Genomic DNA, 20,326 nt, shown 5'->3' on the forward strand with positions numbered 1-20,326 from the left:
TAGCTTTTTTCACCATTCCAAAAAAGTTCAATAAAATCATAAATTTAATTTTATTTAATTTCCTGACCAACTGGACAAGAAGCTGGCACTCATTGTGCTTTTACCCAGACAGAAAAATAAAAAGTATATAAAGCCTTATTAAAAGGCTACTAAAAAATAGAGGAAACCATGATTAACACTACATTCAAGCTAAACCCATTAGCCCGCGCGCTAGCATTCGGTCTGACGTTGTCAGTACCTTCAATTGCACTTGCACAAGAGGCTGAATCTGCGCCGAAAGACGCCGACGTTGAAAAAATTGAAGTAACAGGGTCGTTGGGCAGTTTGCCTGGTCAAGATGTTGAATCAGTTTTTGGTTTTGGGAAATCAATTCTTGAAACGCCACGTTCTGCATCAACTATTTCTCAAGAACAAATGGAACGTTTCAACGTTTCAGATATTGATGAACTAGTAGCATTTGCACCTGGTACCTTCACTCAGTCATTCTTTGGTGTTGCAGGCTCACTTGATGTACGTGGTACACCTGGTGAAACCTATTTCCGTGGCGTTAAACGCCTAGATAACCCAGGTAACTACCCTACACCTATTGGTGCGTCAAGCCGGATTGATATTGTTCGGGGCCCAGCGTCTCCAATTTACGGCCCGTCTAAAATTGGTGGTTACTTAAACTTTAACCCTAAATCTGCCCGTGCTTCTTCTGGTCAATATTTAGAGAAGCCTGAAGGTCAAATTTCTTATACTACGGGGTCGTGGGATAAGAGCGTGTTAACTGCAGAGGTTGGTGGTCCAGCACAAGTTGGCGACAAAACCGTAGGTTATTACCTGTACGGTGAAGTTGAAAACTCAGATAGCTACTACGAAAATACGCAAACTGACCAAACTATTCTACAAGCCGCTTTCAACGTTGATATTACCGACAACCTTCGTGTTGAATTTGGTGGTATGTACCACGACTACGACGGCAACCAAGTTGCTGGTTGGAACCGCTTAACACAAGACCTTATTGATGACGGTACATACATTACCGGTACTGCGCAGCCGCTAGATACAGATGGCGACGGTTCAATTAGTCATGAAGAGTATGGTGCAGTAAACATTGCGGGTAACAGCTTCTTCTACGTGCCTGGTGCATCATTTACCGATGATGAAGCCACTGCTTTAATGGCACTAGAAAATGTTGGTACTACCACATTAAGCGGCAGCCAAGTATTGGTTGCACCAGATGACCAACTTGGTAACGAAGCTATTACGTTCTACTTCGATACCATCTATTACGCAGACAACTGGGAAATTCGTAACCAGTTCTTCTACGATTCATACGATAACATCAATGAAAATGCGTATGGTTTCTCTCAGTTCCATGATAGCTGGGTTATTGAAGACAAAATTGTTTTCGCTACAGAGTACGAAAACGATAGCTTGCTAGCACAACTTCAAGTTTCTCCGTCAATTCGTTATACCGACTTCTTACACGGTGATGACTTTACGTACGAGTACTTTAACCGTCGTGATTTAACCATGGCTTCTTCAGCATTAGACAGACGTTTGCTTTCTACCCGCTCTGGTACAAACTTCGATAACTACGATGAAGGTAATTACCTTGATTTAGGTATTGGTGTAATGACCGACCTGACTTGGGATTGGGGCTTGAACCTTGTTCTTGGTGCACGTTATGACACCATTGATATTGAAACCACCTCACGTCAAGATCTGTTGTTGCCAGGCGCTCGCATTGAAGGTAATGAAGGTACACCTGTCTATGCAGAGGATACTGTGGGTGGTTGGTCTTGGAATGCCAGTATTTCTTATGAACTACCATTTGGCTTAATTCCTTACATCACAGCCGCTGAACAAGCGACCATTATTGCTGGTCAAGGTGCTGAGATTGGTGTAGGCCAACTTGAAGACGGTGCGTTTGATACTTCTGACCTATTTGAATTTGGTGTGAAAGGTTCACTGTTAGATGACACGCTTTACTTTGCACTTTCATCGTTCGAAATGGAAAGAACTGACTTTAGCAGTCAGAACACCGTAACTAACAACACCACAAACAACAAAGGCACTGAGTTTGAACTTCGCTGGGTTGTGAACGAAAACTTAGTTATGTCTGCGGGCTACACTAACATTAAGGTTATCAATCTTACTGCACGTGAAAATGGAAACCAGTTTGGTTTCTTAGGCGCTGAAGATTTATCTAGCCTAACCGATCCTTCATTGGTATTCGGTGGTAACGTAATTGGCTTGAACTTAATTGGTGAAGGCTTTGCTAACACTGATGCACGTAAAGCGGGTATTCCTGAAAACGTGTACACCGTAACGGCCACTTACGACTTCCAAAACGGTTATGCGGCTAACGTAAGTGTAGTTGACGTTGAAGAAGTAGCGTCAGGTTTCTCTGCTTCAGTAATGCTTCCAGCGTACACACTTGTAAACGCGGGTGTTTCTTACCAAGCTGAAGACTGGACTGTAAACTTCACGGTCAAAAACTTAACAGACGAGCGTTATTTCCGCGCTAACTTCCCTGACTTGTTCGGTAGCCAGGTGGTATTGCCTGAATTACCACGTCATTGGAGCGCTAAGTTCGCTTATAAGTTCTAAGCTACTGTAATATATGTTGTTGTAATACATAACGTTGTAAAGGTAAATCTACCCCCGTAGATTTACCTTTTTTTATACCTAAGAGGACAATTATTAATGCGCTATTTTGCTAATGCTATTCTCGCCCTTTCTTTTTTCGCTTCTGCTGGGCACTGCGCTGAAACAACCGATACTCCCCCTATTGAGATTAAAGCCGTTGTGGTTGCCATGTTTGAAATTGGTGAAGACGAAGGTGATAAACCCGGTGAGTTCCAACTTTGGAAAAAAGGCCAAAAGCTGTCAACCCGCTATGCCTTGCCCCATGCTCACCATGATATTTTTGTTAACGAAGAAACCGGTGTATTGGGCATTGTAACGGGTATGGGTATCGCTCGTGCCTCTGCCGCTATAATGGCGCTTGGGTTAGACCCAAGATTCGATTTAACTCATGCTTACTGGCTTGTAGCCGGTATTGCAGGCATGGATCCTGCCGATGGCACTATTGGCTCTGCTGTATGGACTGACTATGTGGTTGACGGCGATCTAGCCCATCAGATTGACGCACGTGAAATTCCAAGCGATTGGAAAACCGGTTACTTCCCGCTTTTCACTCATTCACCTTATGCTAACGCAGCGTCAGTAAACCCCGAAGAAGCGCCTAACGGTGAAGTCTATATTTTAAATGCAAGTTTAAGAGATTGGGCGTTTAATCTTACTAAAGATACGGCACTACCTAATACTCCCGCTATGGATAAGTTACGTGCTACCTACACTGGATACCCTAAAGCTCTTGGCGCCCCAACTATTATGACAGGCTCACATCTGTCGGCATCGACGTTTTGGCATGGCAAACTACTCAATGACTGGGCAAACGATTGGGTGGAATACTGGACGCAAAGCAAAGGTAACTTTGTTACTTCAGGCATGGAAGACTCTGCCACCCTACAAGCCCTGACTTATTTAGATAATGCTAAATTAGTAGATAAAAACCGTGTGCTAATTCTACGTACCGCAAGTAACTTCACCATGCAGCCAGCTGGGTTAACAGCAGCTAAAAACTTAGAGCTGGAAAGCTCAGGGGAAGGCTACGCAGCACTTCAGTCAGCAGTAGAAGCGGCTTATGCTGTAGGTTCGGTAGTTATTGAGGAAATTATGACAAACTGGGATACGGTGAAAACTGACATACCGGCTAAGAAATAGTAAAACTGCAAATATTCGCCAACTTGTGACAGCGGGCTTCCGCTGTCACTGATGTATTTCTAGTGACTTACTCAACAAGGCTTTCTTAAGCTCTAAGGTGACATTGCGTTGATCGACAGGTTTACACAAGAACGCTGACATCCCCGCCTCTTTACACGCTTTTCTGTCTTCTTCTGACGTATTGGCCGTTACTGCTACAATATTACCTTGGCTGTGCATCAACCCCTCTTCAAGTATGATTTTAGTGGCTGACACCCCATCGAGCACTGGCATGGCACAATCCATGAAAATAAGATCGTAGTCTTTCTCTCTAGTTTTTTGTATTGCCACTTCACCATCTTCAGCTTCATCTGCAATGAAATTGTATTTTTCCAACATGGAAGCAAGCACAATACGGTTAATATCGTTGTCATCCACCACCAGAATAGACAATGGGATAGTAAGTAAACTTGATGATAAGGCATCGTCGTGTTCAAGCAGGCCTTGTTTAACATCAGTTAGGGTAACAGGGAGGACAATATCAAAGCTAGTGCCTACATGCATTTCAGAACGAAGCTCTATCTCGCCATCCATTTTCTCAACTAACTGTTTTACGATAGAAAGCCCTAAACCTGTTCCACTGCCTTTAATGGCCGACTGCTTTTGCCCTTGTATGAAAGGCGTAAATAACGATGTTTTAGTTGCCTCATCCATTCCCTCACCAGTGTCTTCTATGGAAATAAGCAAGTTAGGCACATTAAACGCTTCTCTTAGCGTTAGTTGTATGGAAACGTGCCCTCGTGAAGTAAATTTAATGGCGTTGTGCAATAGTTTGGAAATGATCTGCCCTATTCGATTGGCATCACCATTTATATAGGTATCCTCAGGAAACGACAGTACCGCGAATAACCGAAGGCCTTTTTCTTTGCACAAGGGTTTAAATACATCTATCAACTCTTCTGCCATTGCCCGTACGCAGAAGTCATTTTTCTTCAGTACAAGTTCACCACTGGAAATTTCGGTGTAGTCTAAAACATCGTCTATAAGCGACAATAAACGGTCGGCGCTCTTAAGCGCTAAATCAGTTTTACGCTCGCGAATATTTACACGCTGCTCGAACTTTATCGCCTGTAGCATGCCCGTAATACCATTAAGCGGCGTTCTCAGTTCATGGCTGATACGAGATAACAAGTGACCCCGTTCTTTCAATGCCGCTTCTGCATCTTTTTGTCTAGCCTCTAGCTCTAAGCGAAGCTTTACCGATTTATCAACATTTTGAAACGTACCGAAAAGCCGAACACATTGGCCTTGAAACATTTCAACCATACCGTGGTTTTCTACCCATACTGGGTTTCCCTTTGCGGTAATTATCTGCAAAGTAGCACACCATGGCTCGCCTGTTTCTTTCGCATGGTTAACCAACCTTGTGATTTCATCGCGATCTGTGCCCTCTTTATAAAACTCGATGGCTGAACCAAGTTCTGGCGTATAACTTTGAGGCACTTCATGAATAACACGGGTTTGAGAAGACCAAAAAAGTGCATTCTCGACAATATCAACTTCCCACACACCTATGTTTGCCACGGACTGCAGCTTTGCAAACAACTCAGCATGCTTTATAGAATTATCGTCAGCACCACGTTCTTTTTGTAAAACGCTTTCTAACCAATTATCAAGTAAGGATGACTTCCCTTTATCGTAAGAAGATTCTATATCTTCCATACTGTTTACCAGTATTAACACAACGTGATAGTTACCAACACGGTGAACGCGGCCAATAATGAAGTCTTTTGCCAATAAGTTTTGTTTCGCCCACAGTTTAACCTCAGCGCAGCTTTCTAACTGGCTGGAAGGAAGAGAAGCTATATCAACAGGAAAAGGGGGCAATAGTAATTGATGGGGAGCTAGAGAGGCATCTGCTTTAGCAATAACATCGATATGTTCACACGTAACGTGCAAGAGTATACCTTGCTGCATGGATAAAATGTCGCAACCAGACTTAAGCACTTTTTCAAAGTTAAGTACCGTTGAAGAAACGGAAATAGGATACTGCTCTTTACTATCGAATTGTTGAGACATAGCAAACCGCCATTAAAATCAAGAAGCCCTCTAAGGGAGAGAGGAGCTACTACAGTTTTTAAACTGCTCCATTACGGCAATAATAATGGTTGTTGCAAATAAAAAAAATTAAACAATAGGCTATTATTCTAAGGGAGAAGCGGTTTAACCTATTGCGCGATTACGCCCAGATTCTTTGGCTTCAAAGAGAAAGATATCAGCAGATTCGATAAGTGAAGATACGCCTGTGTCCTGTAATTCAACGGCAGGTCTGACAGCATAGCCCGCGCTAAGGCTTAGCATTCCACCTTTACCGGCATAATGCGTTATGCTTTCACTTCTTATTGCAGCCACAATGTCTTCTGCAATTTTCTTAACCCCATTCACATCGGTATAAGGTAATACCAACATAAACTCTTCACCACCAAATCGAATGGCAGCATCTTTAGGGCGTCGAGCATGTTCAGCAATAAGCCCTGACACTTGTTGAAGGCAGATATCACCTTGAAGATGGCCATAGTTATCGTTGTAGAGTTTAAAAAAATCGATATCAATCATGATGACACCTAGGGTGCCATGGTCGCGAGCAACTTGCTTTACTAATAATGGAATTTCATTACTTAAGTACAGTCGGTTGTATAGACCTGTTAACTGATCGTGAAAGGTCATTTTTTCAAGCAGCTCTGTGCGTAGCTTACCTTGTAAGTGGTTTTTTATACGGTGCACGAGTGTAGAGGCAGTAACTGGCTTTAACACAAAATCGGAGGCACCCACTTCCCAACACATATTTTCAGTTTCAACATCAATAGTGGAAGTAACAAAAACAACCGGTATGTGAGCGGTATCAGCATTGTCTTTTAAGGTACGACAAACCGTAAGTCCATCGACATCAGGCATGTTCATATCTAACAGAATGAGATCGGGCTTGTGCATAACACATTGGCCAATTGCCTCTTCGCCGCTTGAAGCAGAAATGCAAGCAACGAAAGGCTCGAGTATTGAGGTTAAAAGCAGTCTGCTAATAGGCTCGTCATCGACCACTAATACTTTGCATGCCGAGTATGGTTTTAGTTCTAACTGCATAAATTTAACAGGACTATCTTGAGATTGAAGGGTAAATCATAGAAATGTGATTCTACAGCATCCCTTAATAAATATTAAACTAAAAATGAGAAACTTCCATCTTTTCAGGTTTTTAAATTTGCTATTAAATAGTTAGCTATTTTTGATTTAAAAATCGTGAGGTAAATTCATCTTCTGATATAGGTTTACACATGTAGTAACCTTGGCCATATTCACAGCCTAACTGCCTCAGCGTGTGAAACTGCAATTCGGTTTCAAGCCCCTCAGCCACCAAAGTCATGTTAAGACAATTGGCGAGGCGAACGATAGCTGTAACAATATCAAGCGCCTGGGGTTCGTGATCCATATCCTTTACAAAAGAGCGGTCAATTTTAAGTACGTTTAAAGGAAACTGGCGTAAGTAAGATAAACTTGAATAGCCAGTGCCAAAGTCATCTAACGCTAGTGAAAGCCCTAACGAGGAAAGCGCTAGTAACATTTTTCGCGTTTGGTCAAAATCGTCCATTAATGCAGATTCGGTTACCTCTAACTCTAACAGACTTGGGTCGATTCCGGTCGAAATAATAACTTCCTCAACGTCTTTAGCAAAGCAAGGGTTCGCTATTTGCTGGGCAGAAACATTAACCGCAATCACGAGCGGTTTATTTGCTTCAACACACTTAGCAATAAACTCACAGCTTTTTACCAAAACTTGCTTACCTAGCCGATGAATTAACCCCGTTTCTTCAGACAATGGAATAAATTCATCCGGTGAGGTTATATTGCCATCCTCGTCGATGAGTCTCACAAGGCTTTCCGCGCCAACGACCTTGTTTAAATTTAAATCGTATTTAGGCTGGAAAAATACCGCCAAGCCATTGCTATCAAGCGCTGTGCGAAGCTTTACTTCGGTTTCAACCCGCCTGCGCATGGCCAGTTGGAGATCTTTTGAGAAGAAGCTGAACTTGTCTTTACCTGTGGCTTTTGCGCGATACATGGCGGTGTCTGAATGACGCATCATTTCTTCTGCGCTAGAAGCATCTTGAGGATACAAACTTATGCCAATACTCAAACTTAATTGGTGATGCCGACCATCAATATGAATGGGCTCTCTTGCACTTTGCAAGCAACTCATTGCCACCCCGTCGGCACTTAAACCACTACCTACATGGGTCAACAAACATGCAAACTCATCCCCGCCCACCCTTGCTAGTGTTGCTGATGCTCCGCATGCTTGTTCAAGGCGCTTCGAGATAGATAATATAATGGAATCGCCGACTTTGTGCCCAAGCGCATCGTTTAAATATTTAAAATTATCAATGTCTATGAGTAACAAGGCGACACTATGCTGCGCTTTATCGGTGCGATTAATAGACTGAACAATTCTGTCGTGCAAAAGCACGCGATTAGGTAAGCCAGTAAGTTGGTCGTGGTTAGTGACGTGGGTCATTTGAACGGCCATTGCCACCGATTCAGACACGTCTTGAAACACCACAACGGCCCCTCTAACATTGCCTTGCGTATCCAAAATTGGAGATGCCGTATCTTCTACCCTGCACTCTTCACCTTGCTTGCTCACTAACTTTACGTTAAACGCCATTGCAACAGGTCGCTTAACCTTCATGGTGTATAACGCAGGATTAATCATTACTGCATTCGTAGTGTCGTCTCGTAACTCCATGATGTCATCAACCATGCGCCCGCATGCTTCAAATTCATTAAAGCCCGTTAAGCGCTGAGCAACCGGGTTAATAAACGTTACAATACCTTCTGCATCTGTGGCGATAACCCCATCAGCAATAGCATTAAGCGTAATATTTAGCTGCTCTTTTTCTTCAAGAATTCTTTCGTTGTAAATAGCTAACTGTGATTTTTGACGTTGAATTAAAAGGTGATTCTTTACCCGCATCCTGCAAATTTCGATGTCAATGGGTTTAGCAATGAAGTCGATAGCACCCAATGCGAGTGCTTTTCGCTCATTTTCACTGTCGGTAAACGATGTAACGAAAAGTATCGGTGTTTCTCGTAAACCTAAATCTGCCTTCACCGCTCTGCAGATGTCGAAACCTGAGCGCTTGGGCATACTAATATCAAGAATAATTAAGTCGGGTTTGTGTATTTCGATAAGATGAAGGGCTTCTACACTGTCGCTGGTACTAATTACGTTCGCTAAACTGCTTACCGCTGACTCTAAAATGACGATATTGACGGGTTCGTCATCAACAATAAGCACTTTTTGTGCGCGCATATCCATAGCTGTCGTTTTTCCTATTAACTTTTTCTATAAACTCTTTTCTATATCAAGTATCGACCTCCCCATCTTTTTCGTTATTAGCCTTTAGTATATATTCAGCTACACTTATATTGTTAGTAACTTGAATGCAGATTTTCTGCGCACGGTTTTACTGGCAAGTCGACGCCGTAAAAAATGCCATACGATAAACACCACATTAAGTTAAAGCAAAATTTAAATGTAACTTTAAATAAACAGGCGAAACCTTCCTGTAATTGGGTTCACAATTAAGTTTATTTAATATAAAGTTTTGCGAGTAGGCTACCTACTTGCACTTTTCACATAGTTTATAAGGCGAAGATATCGTTATGAATTTTGATAGTACGTCGTTATGGCAACGTGAAAAAGCTTTGCAACGCTTAGCGGGAAACCATGCGCTATTGAAACGCGTTGTTAAAATGTTTGTTGAGCAAATCGATGAAAAATATTTAACGCTTACCACTGCGCTTTCAAATAAAGAGCAAGAAGAAGTCCGCTTTATTAGCCACGCTATTAAAGGTGTATCAGGAGATGTGGGTGCCGAACTGTTGCGTCACAAAGCTTCATCTATTGAAATATTATCTGCATCCGATAATTGGGATGAAATTGAAGTACAGGTTAACGGGTTAGCAGAAGTGATTGATGCCACTAAATCTGAAATGGTTGCCGCCCACGCATAAATGCTATAACAAGCTAAGATACAATGAGCGGCATATCAGCTTAGCTTGTTAAAGCATGTATGTGATCAATGTGTTGTTGCTTAATGTCATCCGGTAAAAAACTCGCCTCGAAACTATTAATAGCCAGTTGCTTCACGTGTGCTTCTGTTACAGGTAGCGCATCACACAAGGCTTTATAATTATCATTTAAAAACCCACCAAAATACGTTGGGTCGTCTGAATTCACCGTAACCATCAAGCCCTCATCAAGAAGCGATAATATATTGTGTTTGGCTAAGTCATCTACCACACACAACTTCAAATTACTTAATGGACACACGGTTAAAGGAATTTGATTGGCCTTAATATAAGCCATCAATTTATTGTCTTCTTGGCACCGTACGCCATGGTCAATCCGGTCTACGTTAAGCAAGTCTAGTGCTTCCCAAATGTATTCTGGGGGTCCTTCTTCACCGGCATGGGCGACTATTTTAAAGCCCAACGCTCGCGCTTCTTGAAACACCCGTTCGAATTTAGACGGTGGGTGACCCAATTCAGAACTGTCTAAGCCAACCGCATCTATTACACTGTAATAAGGCTTGGCAGCTTCAAGCGTAGCGAAGGCGTCGCTTTCTGGTAAATGCCTTAAGAAAGACATAATTAAGTAACTAGAAATACCATACTGCCTTTGTGCATCTTTCATAGCCCGCAAAAAACCGGGCATGAATACATCAAATCCTATACCTCTTGCGGTATGGGTTTGTGGGTCAAACATGATTTCGGTGTGAACGACATTGTCTTCATGACATCGGGTGAAATACGCCCACATTAACGCGTAAAAATCATCTTCATCAATGAGCACGCCCGCACCGGCGTAATATATATCAAGGAAGCTTTGCAAGTTAGTAAATTGATAGGCGGCAGCTATCTCTTCAATGCTTTTATATGGCAACGTGATACTATGTTTACTTGCCAGGTGCCACATAAGCTCAGGTGTTAGGCTGCCTTCTATATGTAAGTGCAGTTCAGCCTTCGGGAGTTTTTGAATTATTGTTGATAGCGACATGGCCCCTCACAGTTAGAAGCGCACCATTTTGATGCATTTTGATCTTAATTAGTGCGCAACTTCTTTTCTAGCGTTGATTTAGTCAGGCGTTGTTATAACGCTTCCGATGTGAAATACACGGTTTTTAAAACCTTTATTAGTTAATTTCACTGGCGTACCACTGACTTTGCGTATTCTGGCTATGATTACCGTAGCACAAAACGCACCAACAAACTGACTAAGTGGTCAAGTTTTTGCTTCATGCAACATCAAATAATGATAAATGACTCAACGCATAGAGAAATCTACATGTCCAATAACGTATTAGAGCGCCTGTTTAAGCTTCAGGCGCATGGAACCACAATAAAAACAGAAGTGGTAGCGGGGCTAACTACTTTCGCCGCCATGTCATATATCTTAGTGGTAAACCCAGGGATCCTTGGTTTAAGTGGCATGCCTATCGAAGGATTAATCACGGTAACCGCGTTAGCTGCCTGTTTGGGTACTTTGCTGATGGCGTTTATGACTAACTATCCCATTGCGCTTGCGCCTGGTATGGGGTTGAACGCATTTTTTGCTTTTACTATTTGTTTGTCGAGAGAAATTCCTTGGGAAGCAGCCCTAGGAATTGTGTTTTGGAACGGTATTTTATTTTTGCTTCTTTCCCTAACTGGGGTTAGGACAAAAGTAGCCGAATCTATTCCCCCTGCACTGAAAATTGGTGTGCAATGCGGCATAGGATTATTCATTGCCTTTATCGGCCTTAAAAATGCTGGGCTAATTGTAGATAACCCAGCTACTTTCGTGAGCCTTGGTGATTTATCTAACCCTGCAGTGATGCTGGCTTTACTAGGCATCATTTTTACCATTGTAATGGTAGTAAAAAAGGTGACCGGCGGTATTCTTATTTCTATCGTATTGCTTACCGTAATTGGTGCGTTTGTGCCCACAGAAAACGGCATGTTAACCGCAACCCCTGAAGCCATTATTGGCTTACCAGAACCTATATCAAACACCTTTATGGCAATGGACTTTTGGTACCCTATTGATCATATCGCTGAAACATGGGACCTAATATTTGCGCTTATGTTCGTGAATATGTTCGACACCATCGGCACCTTAATTGGGGTTTCTCGCCGTGCGAACCTGCTAGATAAGAACGGGAAATTACCTAAGATTGGCCCTGCTATGACTGCAGATGCTTCTGCCAGTGTGGTAGGTGCATTTATTGGTACATCACCGGTCACCAGCTATGTAGAGTCTGCTACTGGGGCTTCAGCTGGAGGCCGGACAGGATTAACCGCGGTGGTCGTTGCGCTGTGCTTCGTGCTCGCATTGTTCCTAACGCCATTAATGAAAGTTATTCCGTTGATGGCAACAACCCCTGCTCTAATTATGGTGGGCATATTAATGATGGAAGCCATACGTCAGATAGATTTCGACGATTTAGGCGCGCTGGCTACCGCAACAGTTGCGCTAATAGCTATGCCACTCACATTTAGTATTAGTGAAGGTATTGCCCTTGGCTTTATTACCTATGTGGGTATTAAGATGGGAACCGGGAAATTCAGAGAAGTAAGCGGGTTAACCTACGCATTGGCAGGTGTGTTTATACTGCGCTATATATTTGACCTAAAATAGTAAACACAGCCCTATGCTTAGCATATAAAAAAACGGTGAAGATAATCTTCACCGTTTTTTGTTTTACTTAACAGATTTAGGCTATTTGGATTGGTCTTGCTAATCCTACTCTAAACCATCGTAATTAAAAGTAACGGCTTTATCGCCCATAAACACTATCTTTACGTGCTTTGCTTCTTCGTTACCCCAAACGCACGACACTGCGCCCATGGTTTTTGCGCAATTATCTGCAGCCCCTATCACCGATGATACTTCATCTTGAGACATACCCATTTTTAGTTTGTCGTAGTTTTCTTTATTTAGCTTCGAACAGCCCGTTAACACGAGCGCTGTTAATAAACATAAGGCAATTTTTACTTTCATTTTTATTTCTCCAGTTTATATAGCGTAGCTTGCTTCTTATAGCTTTACACTTTACTGGGATTTTTCAACTAAAGGATGTTCGGCTAGCCAATGGCGCGCAATGTCTTCACGGGTAGCAAGCCACACTTTGTCGTGAGATTGCACGTATTCTATAAAACGTTTTAATGCTGCCATTCTGGCCGGGCGCCCTAAAATACGGCAATGCATGCCTATTGATAGCATTTTAGGCGCTTCACTGCCCTCGTCGTACAACACATCAAACGCGTCTTTTAGATATTGAAAGAATTGCTCGCCACTATTAAAACCTTGTGGCGCAGCAAAGCGCATATCATTGGTATCTAGCGTGTAGGGCACCATTAAAAGAGGTTTGCTGTAATGATTATCAAAATAGGGTAAATCATCGGCATAAGAGTCGGCGCAGTAAAGTATGTCATCACGCTCAGCTATTAATTTGAGTGTGTTAGGGCTGGTACGCCCCGTATACCAGCCAACCGGCTTCTTGCCAGTAAGCTGCTCATGCAAAATGATAGCGTCATCTATTTCTTTGCGTTCAGTCTCTTCATCCATATCTTGATAGTGGACCCAACGCATGGCGTGACTAGCAATTTCCCATTTGGCATCTAACATGGCTTGTACGGCATCTGGATGACGCTGCATGGCCATAGTGACACCAAACACCGTTACCGGAATATTGTAGCTGGTGAGTAAACGATGAAGTCGCCAGAACCCTGCTCGACTCCCGTATTCGTAAATAGACTCCATACTAAGATGTCTGTCATTAAATGCTTGTGCACCAATAATTTCAGACAAAAAGGTTTCAGAGTGCTCATCACCATGAAGCACGCAGTTTTCACCACCTTCTTCATAATTCAATACAAACTGGAGGGCAATTTTAGCGCCGTTCGGCCAGTTTGCTTTAGGTACATCAGCCCCGTAACCAATAAGATCGCGAGGGTAAGTATGGGAATTATTCGACATCAACATTCTCAATATAACGACTTGGCACTGGCAGGTTGCAACCTCCTAGCACCAATTGAATTAACTGGCGTGTGGCCGTTTCAAAATCGGCCTTAATCATTTTACGACCACGAAGACGGGTAATTTGAGCAGAGAAGTCTGCATAATGCTGGGTACTGGCCCAAATGGTGTAAAGTAAGTATTCGCCATCAAGCTGAGGGAGTTTGCCTACTTTAATCCACTGGTCGATAAGCGCTAAGCGCCCTTCCATCCATTTGGCATGTTCTTCATCAAAGTAACCGGTTAAGTTCTGCGCACCGTTAATAATTTCCATCGCAAATATTTTAGAAGCTTGGGGATGGGTGCGAGATACTTCCATTTTTTCTGTAATGTACGCCGCTAACACTTCAGCAGGATCGTCATCTACAGTGGCTCTGTCGAAATGGGAATTCCACAACGACAATGTTTCTTCTAACACTGCCACATACAATTCTTGCTTCGTTTTAAAATAATAAAGCACATTGGTTTTAGGCAGGTTCGCTTCATCTGCAATTTTTTGAACCGCCGTACCTTTAAAGCCGAACTGGGCGAAACATTTTTCAGCAGCTTGCAGTATGTTTCTTTTATTTGTGGCGCCTACGCCTGCGTCCGTGTCTCTTAATTTGGTCATCGCTATTTTTTTATCCTTCACTACACATCTGGCATCCGTTTGTATTACGTTATCACGGTTTTAGAATAAAACAGAAAACGTAAACACTATACGTTACCTCTACTTAACTTTGTGTTCTCTATATTCAACCTTGCACGATTCTTGCCTGTATTACACCGACAAGTATGCAGTTTTGCTTACCAGATCAGGGGCTATTCTCAGGGAAGCCTTTTTTTTAAAGCAATTATTTGACCAAATGGTCTACTTTTCTATCAAGAATACCGCTATATTAATGGATATATCAATGAAAATAGTGATGAGGTGCGGGTATGATTCGCTTTCTTATTAATCAACAACTCGTTGAATTGGACGATACCCGGGCTGACCTGACGTTACTCCAGTTCTTACGCGAGCACAGAAAACTTACCGGTACTAAAGAAGGCTGTGCTGCAGGCGATTGCGGTGCATGTACCGTAGTGATTGCCGAGCCTACCCAACAGTTCGATGGGTTGCATTACCGTACGGTAAACAGTTGTATCACCTTGATGTCGGCTGTACATGGCAAACAACTCATTGCCGTAGAACATTTAACTCAAGACAATACATTACACCCTGTACAACAAGCACTTATAGACTTTCATGGTTCTCAGTGCGGCTTCTGTACGCCAGGGTTTATTATGTCTATGTTTGCTTTATATCATCAAGATGGCACGCCAAATCGAGATGATGTGTTACATGCGCTATCGGGCAACTTATGCCGCTGTACCGGCTATCGCCCTATTATTGATGCAGCATTATCTGTGTGTGGGAACACGCCTGATGACACCTTCGCGCGTAACGAATCATCAACGCTAAGTTCGTTAAAGCAACTAGCTGGAACGTCAGTACTTGGCACCAATAATTTACTCGTTCCAGATTCTCGCGCTGCGTTGGCCAGTGCTATCGCTCAGCACCCAGATGCGCTCTTGGTAGCAGGCAGCACCGATTTAAGCTTGATGTTTACTCAACAATTGAAAGACGTGAGCACGCTAATTAGTTTAAGTGGCGTAAAATCACTAAATGGATGCACTACAGATGAGCATTCGATCACCTTTGGTGCAGCCACACCACTTAGCGATTTGACGCAACCTTTGCTAGGGCATTTCCCACAATTGGCAGAATTAATCACTCGCTTTGCTTCGTTGCCAATACGCAACCAAGCCACTTTGGGTGGTAATGTAGCTAACGCTTCACCTATTGGCGATATGCCGCCGGTACTGCTAGCCCTGAACGCGGTATTACATATAGATAACGGAACACAAACGCGCACTGTTCCTGTAAACGCTTTTTTTACCGGCTATCGCCAAACGGCCCTACAAAAAGGCGAATGGTTATCTGCCATTGAAATTCCTTACCTAACAGCAAATGAGTTAGTGGCCGCGTACAAAATTTCAAAACGTATGGAAGATGATATTTCTGCCGTGTGTGCCGTGTTCAAAGTAACCTTGAATGAAGGCAAAGTGGAAGATGTTAGCACAGGGTTTGGCGGTGTTGCCGCAACCCCTGCTAGCTGCGAAGCACTGAATAGCGCATTAAGTGGTAAACAATGGGCAAGTAGCGAATGCTTAAATATTGGTAAGCAAATTTTAAGCGAAGCGTTTTCACCAATTGATGATGTGAGAGCTAGCGCAGAATATCGTAAAACTGTACTGGCTAATTTATGGCATCGGTTCTGGCTAGAGCATCAAAACGCTAGCCAAACTGGCAGTGCTACAAGCAGCCATGCAAGCAATAAAATTGAAACTCGGGTGGTGCAACATGCGTAAACTTATCGATAGCGCAAAAGACTCAGCCTCAACTCAGGTTGTTCATACGTCGGTAAAGCATGAGAGCGCTGCAAGGCAGGTTTCTGGTAGTGCGAAATATATTGACGATTTGGTAGAGCCGCAAGGCACGCTTTACGCCGCAATAGGCACAAGCCAGTGCGCGGCAGGTATTATTGAATCTATGGATTTATCTGCCGTACGCGCAAGCGAAGGTGTGGTAGATGTTATCACCATCGATGATGTGCCTGGCCATAAAGACATTGGGCCGGTTTTTGAAGGCGATCCGCTCCTTGCTAATGGCGAAGTGAAATTTTACGGTCAGCCTTATTTTGCTGTACTTGCTACATCGGTACATTTAGCCCGTAAAGCGGCATTAAAAGGTAACATTAAGGTTATTCCTACGGCAGCGGTATTTACCACCGAAGAAGCACACAAACATGAACGTTTTGTGCGCCCTACTCATAGGTTCGGCCAAGGTGATGCAGATACCCAACTTGCCGCTGCACCTTTACGCTGTAAAGGAAACCTTTCTATTGGCGGCCAAGAGCATATGTATCTTGAAGGGCAAGTGTCGCTAGCTATTCCTGACGAAGATGGACGCATGAAGGTGTATACCTCAAGCCAACATCCTAGTGAAGTGCAAAAACTAGTGGCCGAAGTGCTCAATATTAAGCTGCATCATGTGATGGTAGATATGCGCCGCATGGGTGGCGGGTTTGGTGGTAAAGAAACCCAAGCTGCTCAGTGGGCTTGTTTAGCATCTTTGTTAGCTTCTCGCAATCAGTGTGCAGTGAAGTGTCGTTTACCTCGCAGTACTGATATGCACGTAACAGGTAAACGCCATCCTTTCGATAACAGCTTCGAAGTAGGCTTCAATGAAAACGGTAAAATTGTTGCCACAAAAGTAGATATTAATGGCAATTGTGGGCATTCGCCTGACTTGTCTGACGCTATTGTCGACAGAGCTATGTTTCATGCCGATAACGGCTACTTTTTAGGTGCAAGCAACATTGTAGGTCATCGCCTGCAAACTAACATGGTATCGCACACGGCTTACCGTGGCTTTGGCGGCCCGCAAGGAATGATCATGGCAGAAGCTATGATGGACGCCATGGCACGCAAACTAGAAGTAGATCCGCTAACCGTACGTAAACAAAATTTATACGGGCCGGAAACTGGCACTACTACCCCTTATGGAATGGAAGTAGAACATAACTTACTGCCCGAAATGATAGCGAAACTAGAAAAAGACACCGACTACTGGGCACGTAGGGACGAGATTACCGAGTTTAACCGCAACAGCCCTGTGATTAAAAAGGGCCTTGCGCTAACGCCTGTTAAGTTTGGTATTTCCTTTACCGCAAAGCACTTGAACCAAGCGGGCGCGCTGGTACACATTTATACCGACGGTAGCATTCAAGTGAATCATGGCGGCACCGAAATGGGCCAAGGCTTACACACCAAAATTGCCCAAATTGCGGCGAATGAATTCGGTGTGTCGATGGACATGATAGAAGTGACTGCCACCCGTACCGACAAAGTACCGAACACGTCACCAACCGCGGCGTCGAGCGGCACAGACCTAAACGGTAAAGCCGTTCAAAATGCCTGTATTACCTTGAAGGAACGCTTAGCGCTATGCTTTGCTACCGAGCTAGGTATGCCAGAGCAAGCCGAAAAGGTCCAGTTTACTGCAGGTAATCTTGTATTAGGCGAACATCAAAAAGCGTTTAGCGATTTAGTTCAGGTGGCGTATTTCGACCGCGTGTCTTTATCAGCTAATGGATTCTATAAAACGCCGAAACTGCATTACAATCGTGAAACTGGCGATGGCCGACCGTTTTTTTACTTCTCTTATGGCGTGTCGGTTAGTGAAGTGTCTATTGATACCCTAAGTGGTGAGTACTCGGTTGATAAAGTAGACGTTCTGCACGATGTGGGTAATAGCTTGAACCCCGCCATTGATATTGGCCAAATAGAAGGTGCTTTCATTCAAGGCATGGGCTGGTTGACTACAGAAGAACTGGTTTGGAATAACGATGGTCGCTTAACCAGTGAAAACATGGCTACGTATAAAATTCCTGCTATTGGCGATACTCCTAAGCATTTTGATGTGAAACTTTTTGGCAGAGAAAACGCGGAAGACAGTATTTACCATTCAAAAGCGGTAGGTGAGCCTCCGTTCATGTTAGCGATTTCGGTATGGTGTGCTTTGAAAGATGCTATTTCAAGTATTTCTGGTTACAGCCAAGATCCACAATTAGATACGCCAGCAACACCAGAACGCGTATTAAATGCAGTAATGCAATTGCAACAAGCCGTACATGTGCAGAACGCGCAACAGGAACACCAATGAAAGCGAGTACCTGGTATGAGGCAGTAGCGCAGTGTCAGCAAGACGGTGCGCCTTACGTTATTGTAACGGTTATTAGTATTGCTGGCTCTACTCCACGTGAAGCCGGTAGCAAAATGGTGGTTACCGATGCACAAAGCATTGATACGATTGGCGGCGGGCATTTAGAGTTCGACGCTATTAAAACCGCTAGAGAGATGCTAAGTACTGGAACTGGTTCTGTTGGCGAGCAGGGTAAAAATAATGCGAGTACCGAAATACGTTCATACCCCCTTAGCAGTAAGCTAGGGCAATGCTGTGGCGGTGCGGTTAAAGTGTTGTTTGAAGTCTGCAATCGCCATGCGCAGCACATCGCAATTTTTGGCGCAGGGCATGTGGCAAAAGCGCTGGTTCCTATTTTGGCGCAACTTCCCCTTCGCATTTCGTGGATTGATAGCCGTGAAGATTTGTTCAGCCACCCGCTGCCAGCAAACGTTAAAAAGGTGGTAGAAGAAGCACCAGAAACGGAAGTGCGTGGGCTTGAAGAGAACACCTGGTTGGTAATATTGACCCACGACCATCAACTCGATTACCGCATTACCGAGCAAGCCTTGAAATACCCTGCGTTGCCTTTTGTGGGGCTTATTGGTTCACAAACTAAAGCCAAGCGTTTCATTACTAAATTAGAACACCGTGGTTTTAATGAAAGTGATCTAGCGCGATTAGCAACCCCTATTGGTGATACTTCAATACCCGGCAAGCGTCCTATTGAAGTGGCGGTGTCTATTGCTTCACAAATTATTCAACGTTTACACGCCAGTGAAGACAATAATCAAGATACTGCTGTTACTAAAGCCGCGACATTTAAAAATAAGGAACATAATGTATGACCTTAAACGAACTTAATACTCTTTCGGCCAGCACTGCTACCGATTGGTTTCAACAAACCTGCGCAGCACAGTCGTGGATTTACAGCATGGTTAACGGCCGCCCTTTTGGCACCATCAACGATGTAAAAGAATATGCAAAAACCGCATGGTCAAAATGTGGCAACGAAGACTTTTTAGAGGCATTCACCGCTCATCCTATGATTGGTGATGTAGATTCGTTACGTAAAAAGTTTGCCAATACGAAAACCATAGCCAGTGGCGAGCAATCAGGCACTGCCGGTGCATCAGAAGCTACGCTGCTTACGCTAAAAGAAGCCAATCAAGCGTATCTTGAAAAGCACGGTTTTATTTTCATCATTTGTGCCACCGGGCTATCTGCTGAAGCAATGCTTAGCGCCTTGCAAGCACGATTACCAAACAGCACCGATGAAGAAATTCGTAACGCTGCCCAAGAACAAATTAAAATTACCCTGTTACGCATAGACAAAGCGTTAGCTGCCAAGGACGAACATTAATGAATACCTTATCTAGTCATGTATTAGACACTACATCGGGCAAACCTGTTGAAGGCATTGCACTTACCCTTACCTTACCTAATGGCGACGTACTTACCGGTAAAACCGATAACGATGGACGTTTCAATCAATGGGGTCAGAAATTCGAAGCGGGTGTGTATACACTGCGTTTTCATAGCCATGACTACTTAATTGCCACCCATGGAAAGAGCTTTTACCCGCATATAGATATTGCGTTTGAACTTGAGAGTAATGGCGGTCATTACCATGTGCCTTTACTTATCTCTCCTTTTGGCTTCAGCAGTTACAGAGGCAGCTAATT

The 20,326-nt window shown here is 43.5% G+C and carries 16 protein-coding genes; 9 read left to right on the top strand and 7 right to left on the bottom strand.

All coding sequences use genetic code 11. The features are described from left to right. The first annotated feature begins 168 nt into the window (after window positions 1-168). Window positions 169-2,598, top strand: a complete 2,430-nt coding sequence (locus tag AV939_RS07685) for a TonB-dependent siderophore receptor (protein WP_061997479.1) — start codon at window positions 169-171, stop codon at window positions 2,596-2,598. A gap of 96 nt (window positions 2,599-2,694) precedes the next feature. Beyond that, a complete protein-coding gene (locus AV939_RS07690) occupies window positions 2,695-3,777 on the top strand; it encodes a purine nucleoside permease (protein ID WP_061997480.1) in 1,083 nt (360 codons plus the stop codon). A 45-nt stretch (window positions 3,778-3,822) separates the two neighbouring features. On the opposite strand, the gene AV939_RS07695 is transcribed toward AV939_RS07690, so the two are convergent. The 3 genes from AV939_RS07695 to AV939_RS07705 form a co-directional block, all read right to left on the bottom strand. Beyond that, a complete protein-coding gene (locus tag AV939_RS07695; protein ID WP_061997481.1) occupies window positions 3,823-5,835 on the bottom strand; it encodes a hybrid sensor histidine kinase/response regulator in 2,013 nt (670 codons plus the stop codon). A 144-nt stretch (window positions 5,836-5,979) separates the two neighbouring features. Further along, complete coding sequence (locus AV939_RS07700; RefSeq protein WP_061997482.1) at window positions 5,980-6,897, bottom strand: GGDEF domain-containing response regulator; 918 nt, start codon at window positions 6,895-6,897, stop codon at window positions 5,980-5,982. A 136-nt stretch (window positions 6,898-7,033) separates the two neighbouring features. Next, window positions 7,034-9,130 (bottom strand): GGDEF/EAL domain-containing response regulator, encoded by a 2,097-nt coding sequence (locus AV939_RS07705; RefSeq protein WP_061997483.1) that lies wholly within the window; start codon window positions 9,128-9,130, stop codon window positions 7,034-7,036. 347 nt (window positions 9,131-9,477) lie between these two features. Between AV939_RS07705 and AV939_RS07710 the strand changes: the two genes are divergently transcribed. Further along, window positions 9,478-9,828: an Hpt domain-containing protein gene (locus AV939_RS07710; RefSeq protein ID WP_061997484.1), complete on the top strand. Its 351-nt coding sequence runs from the start codon at window positions 9,478-9,480 to the stop codon at window positions 9,826-9,828. A 40-nt stretch (window positions 9,829-9,868) separates the two neighbouring features. On the opposite strand, the gene AV939_RS07715 is transcribed toward AV939_RS07710, so the two are convergent. Continuing rightward, window positions 9,869-10,873 (bottom strand): adenosine deaminase, encoded by a 1,005-nt coding sequence (locus AV939_RS07715; RefSeq protein ID WP_061997485.1) that lies wholly within the window; start codon window positions 10,871-10,873, stop codon window positions 9,869-9,871. Between the two features lie 288 nt (window positions 10,874-11,161). On the opposite strand from AV939_RS07715, the gene AV939_RS07720 reads away from it, so the two are divergent. Next, entirely contained in the window at window positions 11,162-12,493 is a 1,332-nt protein-coding gene (locus tag AV939_RS07720; RefSeq protein ID WP_061997486.1) for an NCS2 family permease, read from the top strand. Window positions 12,494-12,598: 105 nt separating this feature from the next. On the opposite strand, the gene AV939_RS07725 is transcribed toward AV939_RS07720, so the two are convergent. The 3 genes from AV939_RS07725 to AV939_RS07735 are packed head-to-tail and all read right to left on the bottom strand — an operon-like array spanning window position 12,599 to window position 14,483. After that, on the bottom strand, window positions 12,599-12,856 hold the full coding sequence (locus AV939_RS07725; protein WP_061997487.1) for a hypothetical protein: 258 nt from the start codon (window positions 12,854-12,856) through the stop codon (window positions 12,599-12,601). A 51-nt stretch (window positions 12,857-12,907) separates the two neighbouring features. Continuing rightward, window positions 12,908-13,834: an allantoinase PuuE gene (puuE, locus tag AV939_RS07730; protein WP_057796222.1), complete on the bottom strand. Its 927-nt coding sequence runs from the start codon at window positions 13,832-13,834 to the stop codon at window positions 12,908-12,910. Further along, window positions 13,824-14,483 carry a TetR family transcriptional regulator C-terminal domain-containing protein gene (locus tag AV939_RS07735; protein WP_057792606.1) on the bottom strand — a complete coding sequence of 220 codons (660 nt, stop codon included), beginning with the start codon at window positions 14,481-14,483 and terminating at the stop codon, window positions 13,824-13,826. The genes puuE and AV939_RS07735 overlap by 11 nt, the downstream gene beginning before the upstream one ends. Before the next feature lie 308 nt (window positions 14,484-14,791). Here AV939_RS07735 and xdhA point away from each other — a divergent pair, with 308 nt between their 5' ends. From xdhA to uraH, 5 genes are read left to right on the top strand one after another with little or no spacing between them, the layout of a single operon-like run. Continuing rightward, window positions 14,792-16,267, top strand: a complete 1,476-nt coding sequence (xdhA, locus tag AV939_RS07740; RefSeq protein ID WP_057792608.1) for a xanthine dehydrogenase small subunit — start codon at window positions 14,792-14,794, stop codon at window positions 16,265-16,267. Beyond that, window positions 16,260-18,623, top strand: a complete 2,364-nt coding sequence (xdhB, locus tag AV939_RS07745; RefSeq protein WP_057792609.1) for a xanthine dehydrogenase molybdopterin binding subunit — start codon at window positions 16,260-16,262, stop codon at window positions 18,621-18,623. The genes xdhA and xdhB overlap by 8 nt, the downstream gene beginning before the upstream one ends. Continuing rightward, the gene (gene xdhC / locus AV939_RS07750; RefSeq protein ID WP_057792612.1) at window positions 18,620-19,489 is read left to right on the top strand and encodes a xanthine dehydrogenase accessory protein XdhC; all 870 of its coding nucleotides are present in this window, start codon (window positions 18,620-18,622) and stop codon (window positions 19,487-19,489) included. Before xdhB ends, xdhC begins: the two co-directional genes overlap by 4 nt. Next, window positions 19,486-20,004, top strand: a complete 519-nt coding sequence (gene uraD / locus AV939_RS07755; protein ID WP_057792614.1) for a 2-oxo-4-hydroxy-4-carboxy-5-ureidoimidazoline decarboxylase — start codon at window positions 19,486-19,488, stop codon at window positions 20,002-20,004. Before xdhC ends, uraD begins: the two co-directional genes overlap by 4 nt. Further along, complete coding sequence (gene uraH, locus AV939_RS07760) at window positions 20,004-20,324, top strand: hydroxyisourate hydrolase (protein WP_057792616.1); 321 nt, start codon at window positions 20,004-20,006, stop codon at window positions 20,322-20,324. The genes uraD and uraH overlap by 1 nt, the downstream gene beginning before the upstream one ends. The last annotated feature ends 2 nt before the right edge of the window (window positions 20,325-20,326 follow it).

Source organism: Alteromonas sp. Mac1, from assembly GCF_001562125.1.
In the GTDB taxonomy this organism is placed as follows: Bacteria; Pseudomonadota; Gammaproteobacteria; order Enterobacterales; family Alteromonadaceae; genus Alteromonas; species Alteromonas stellipolaris.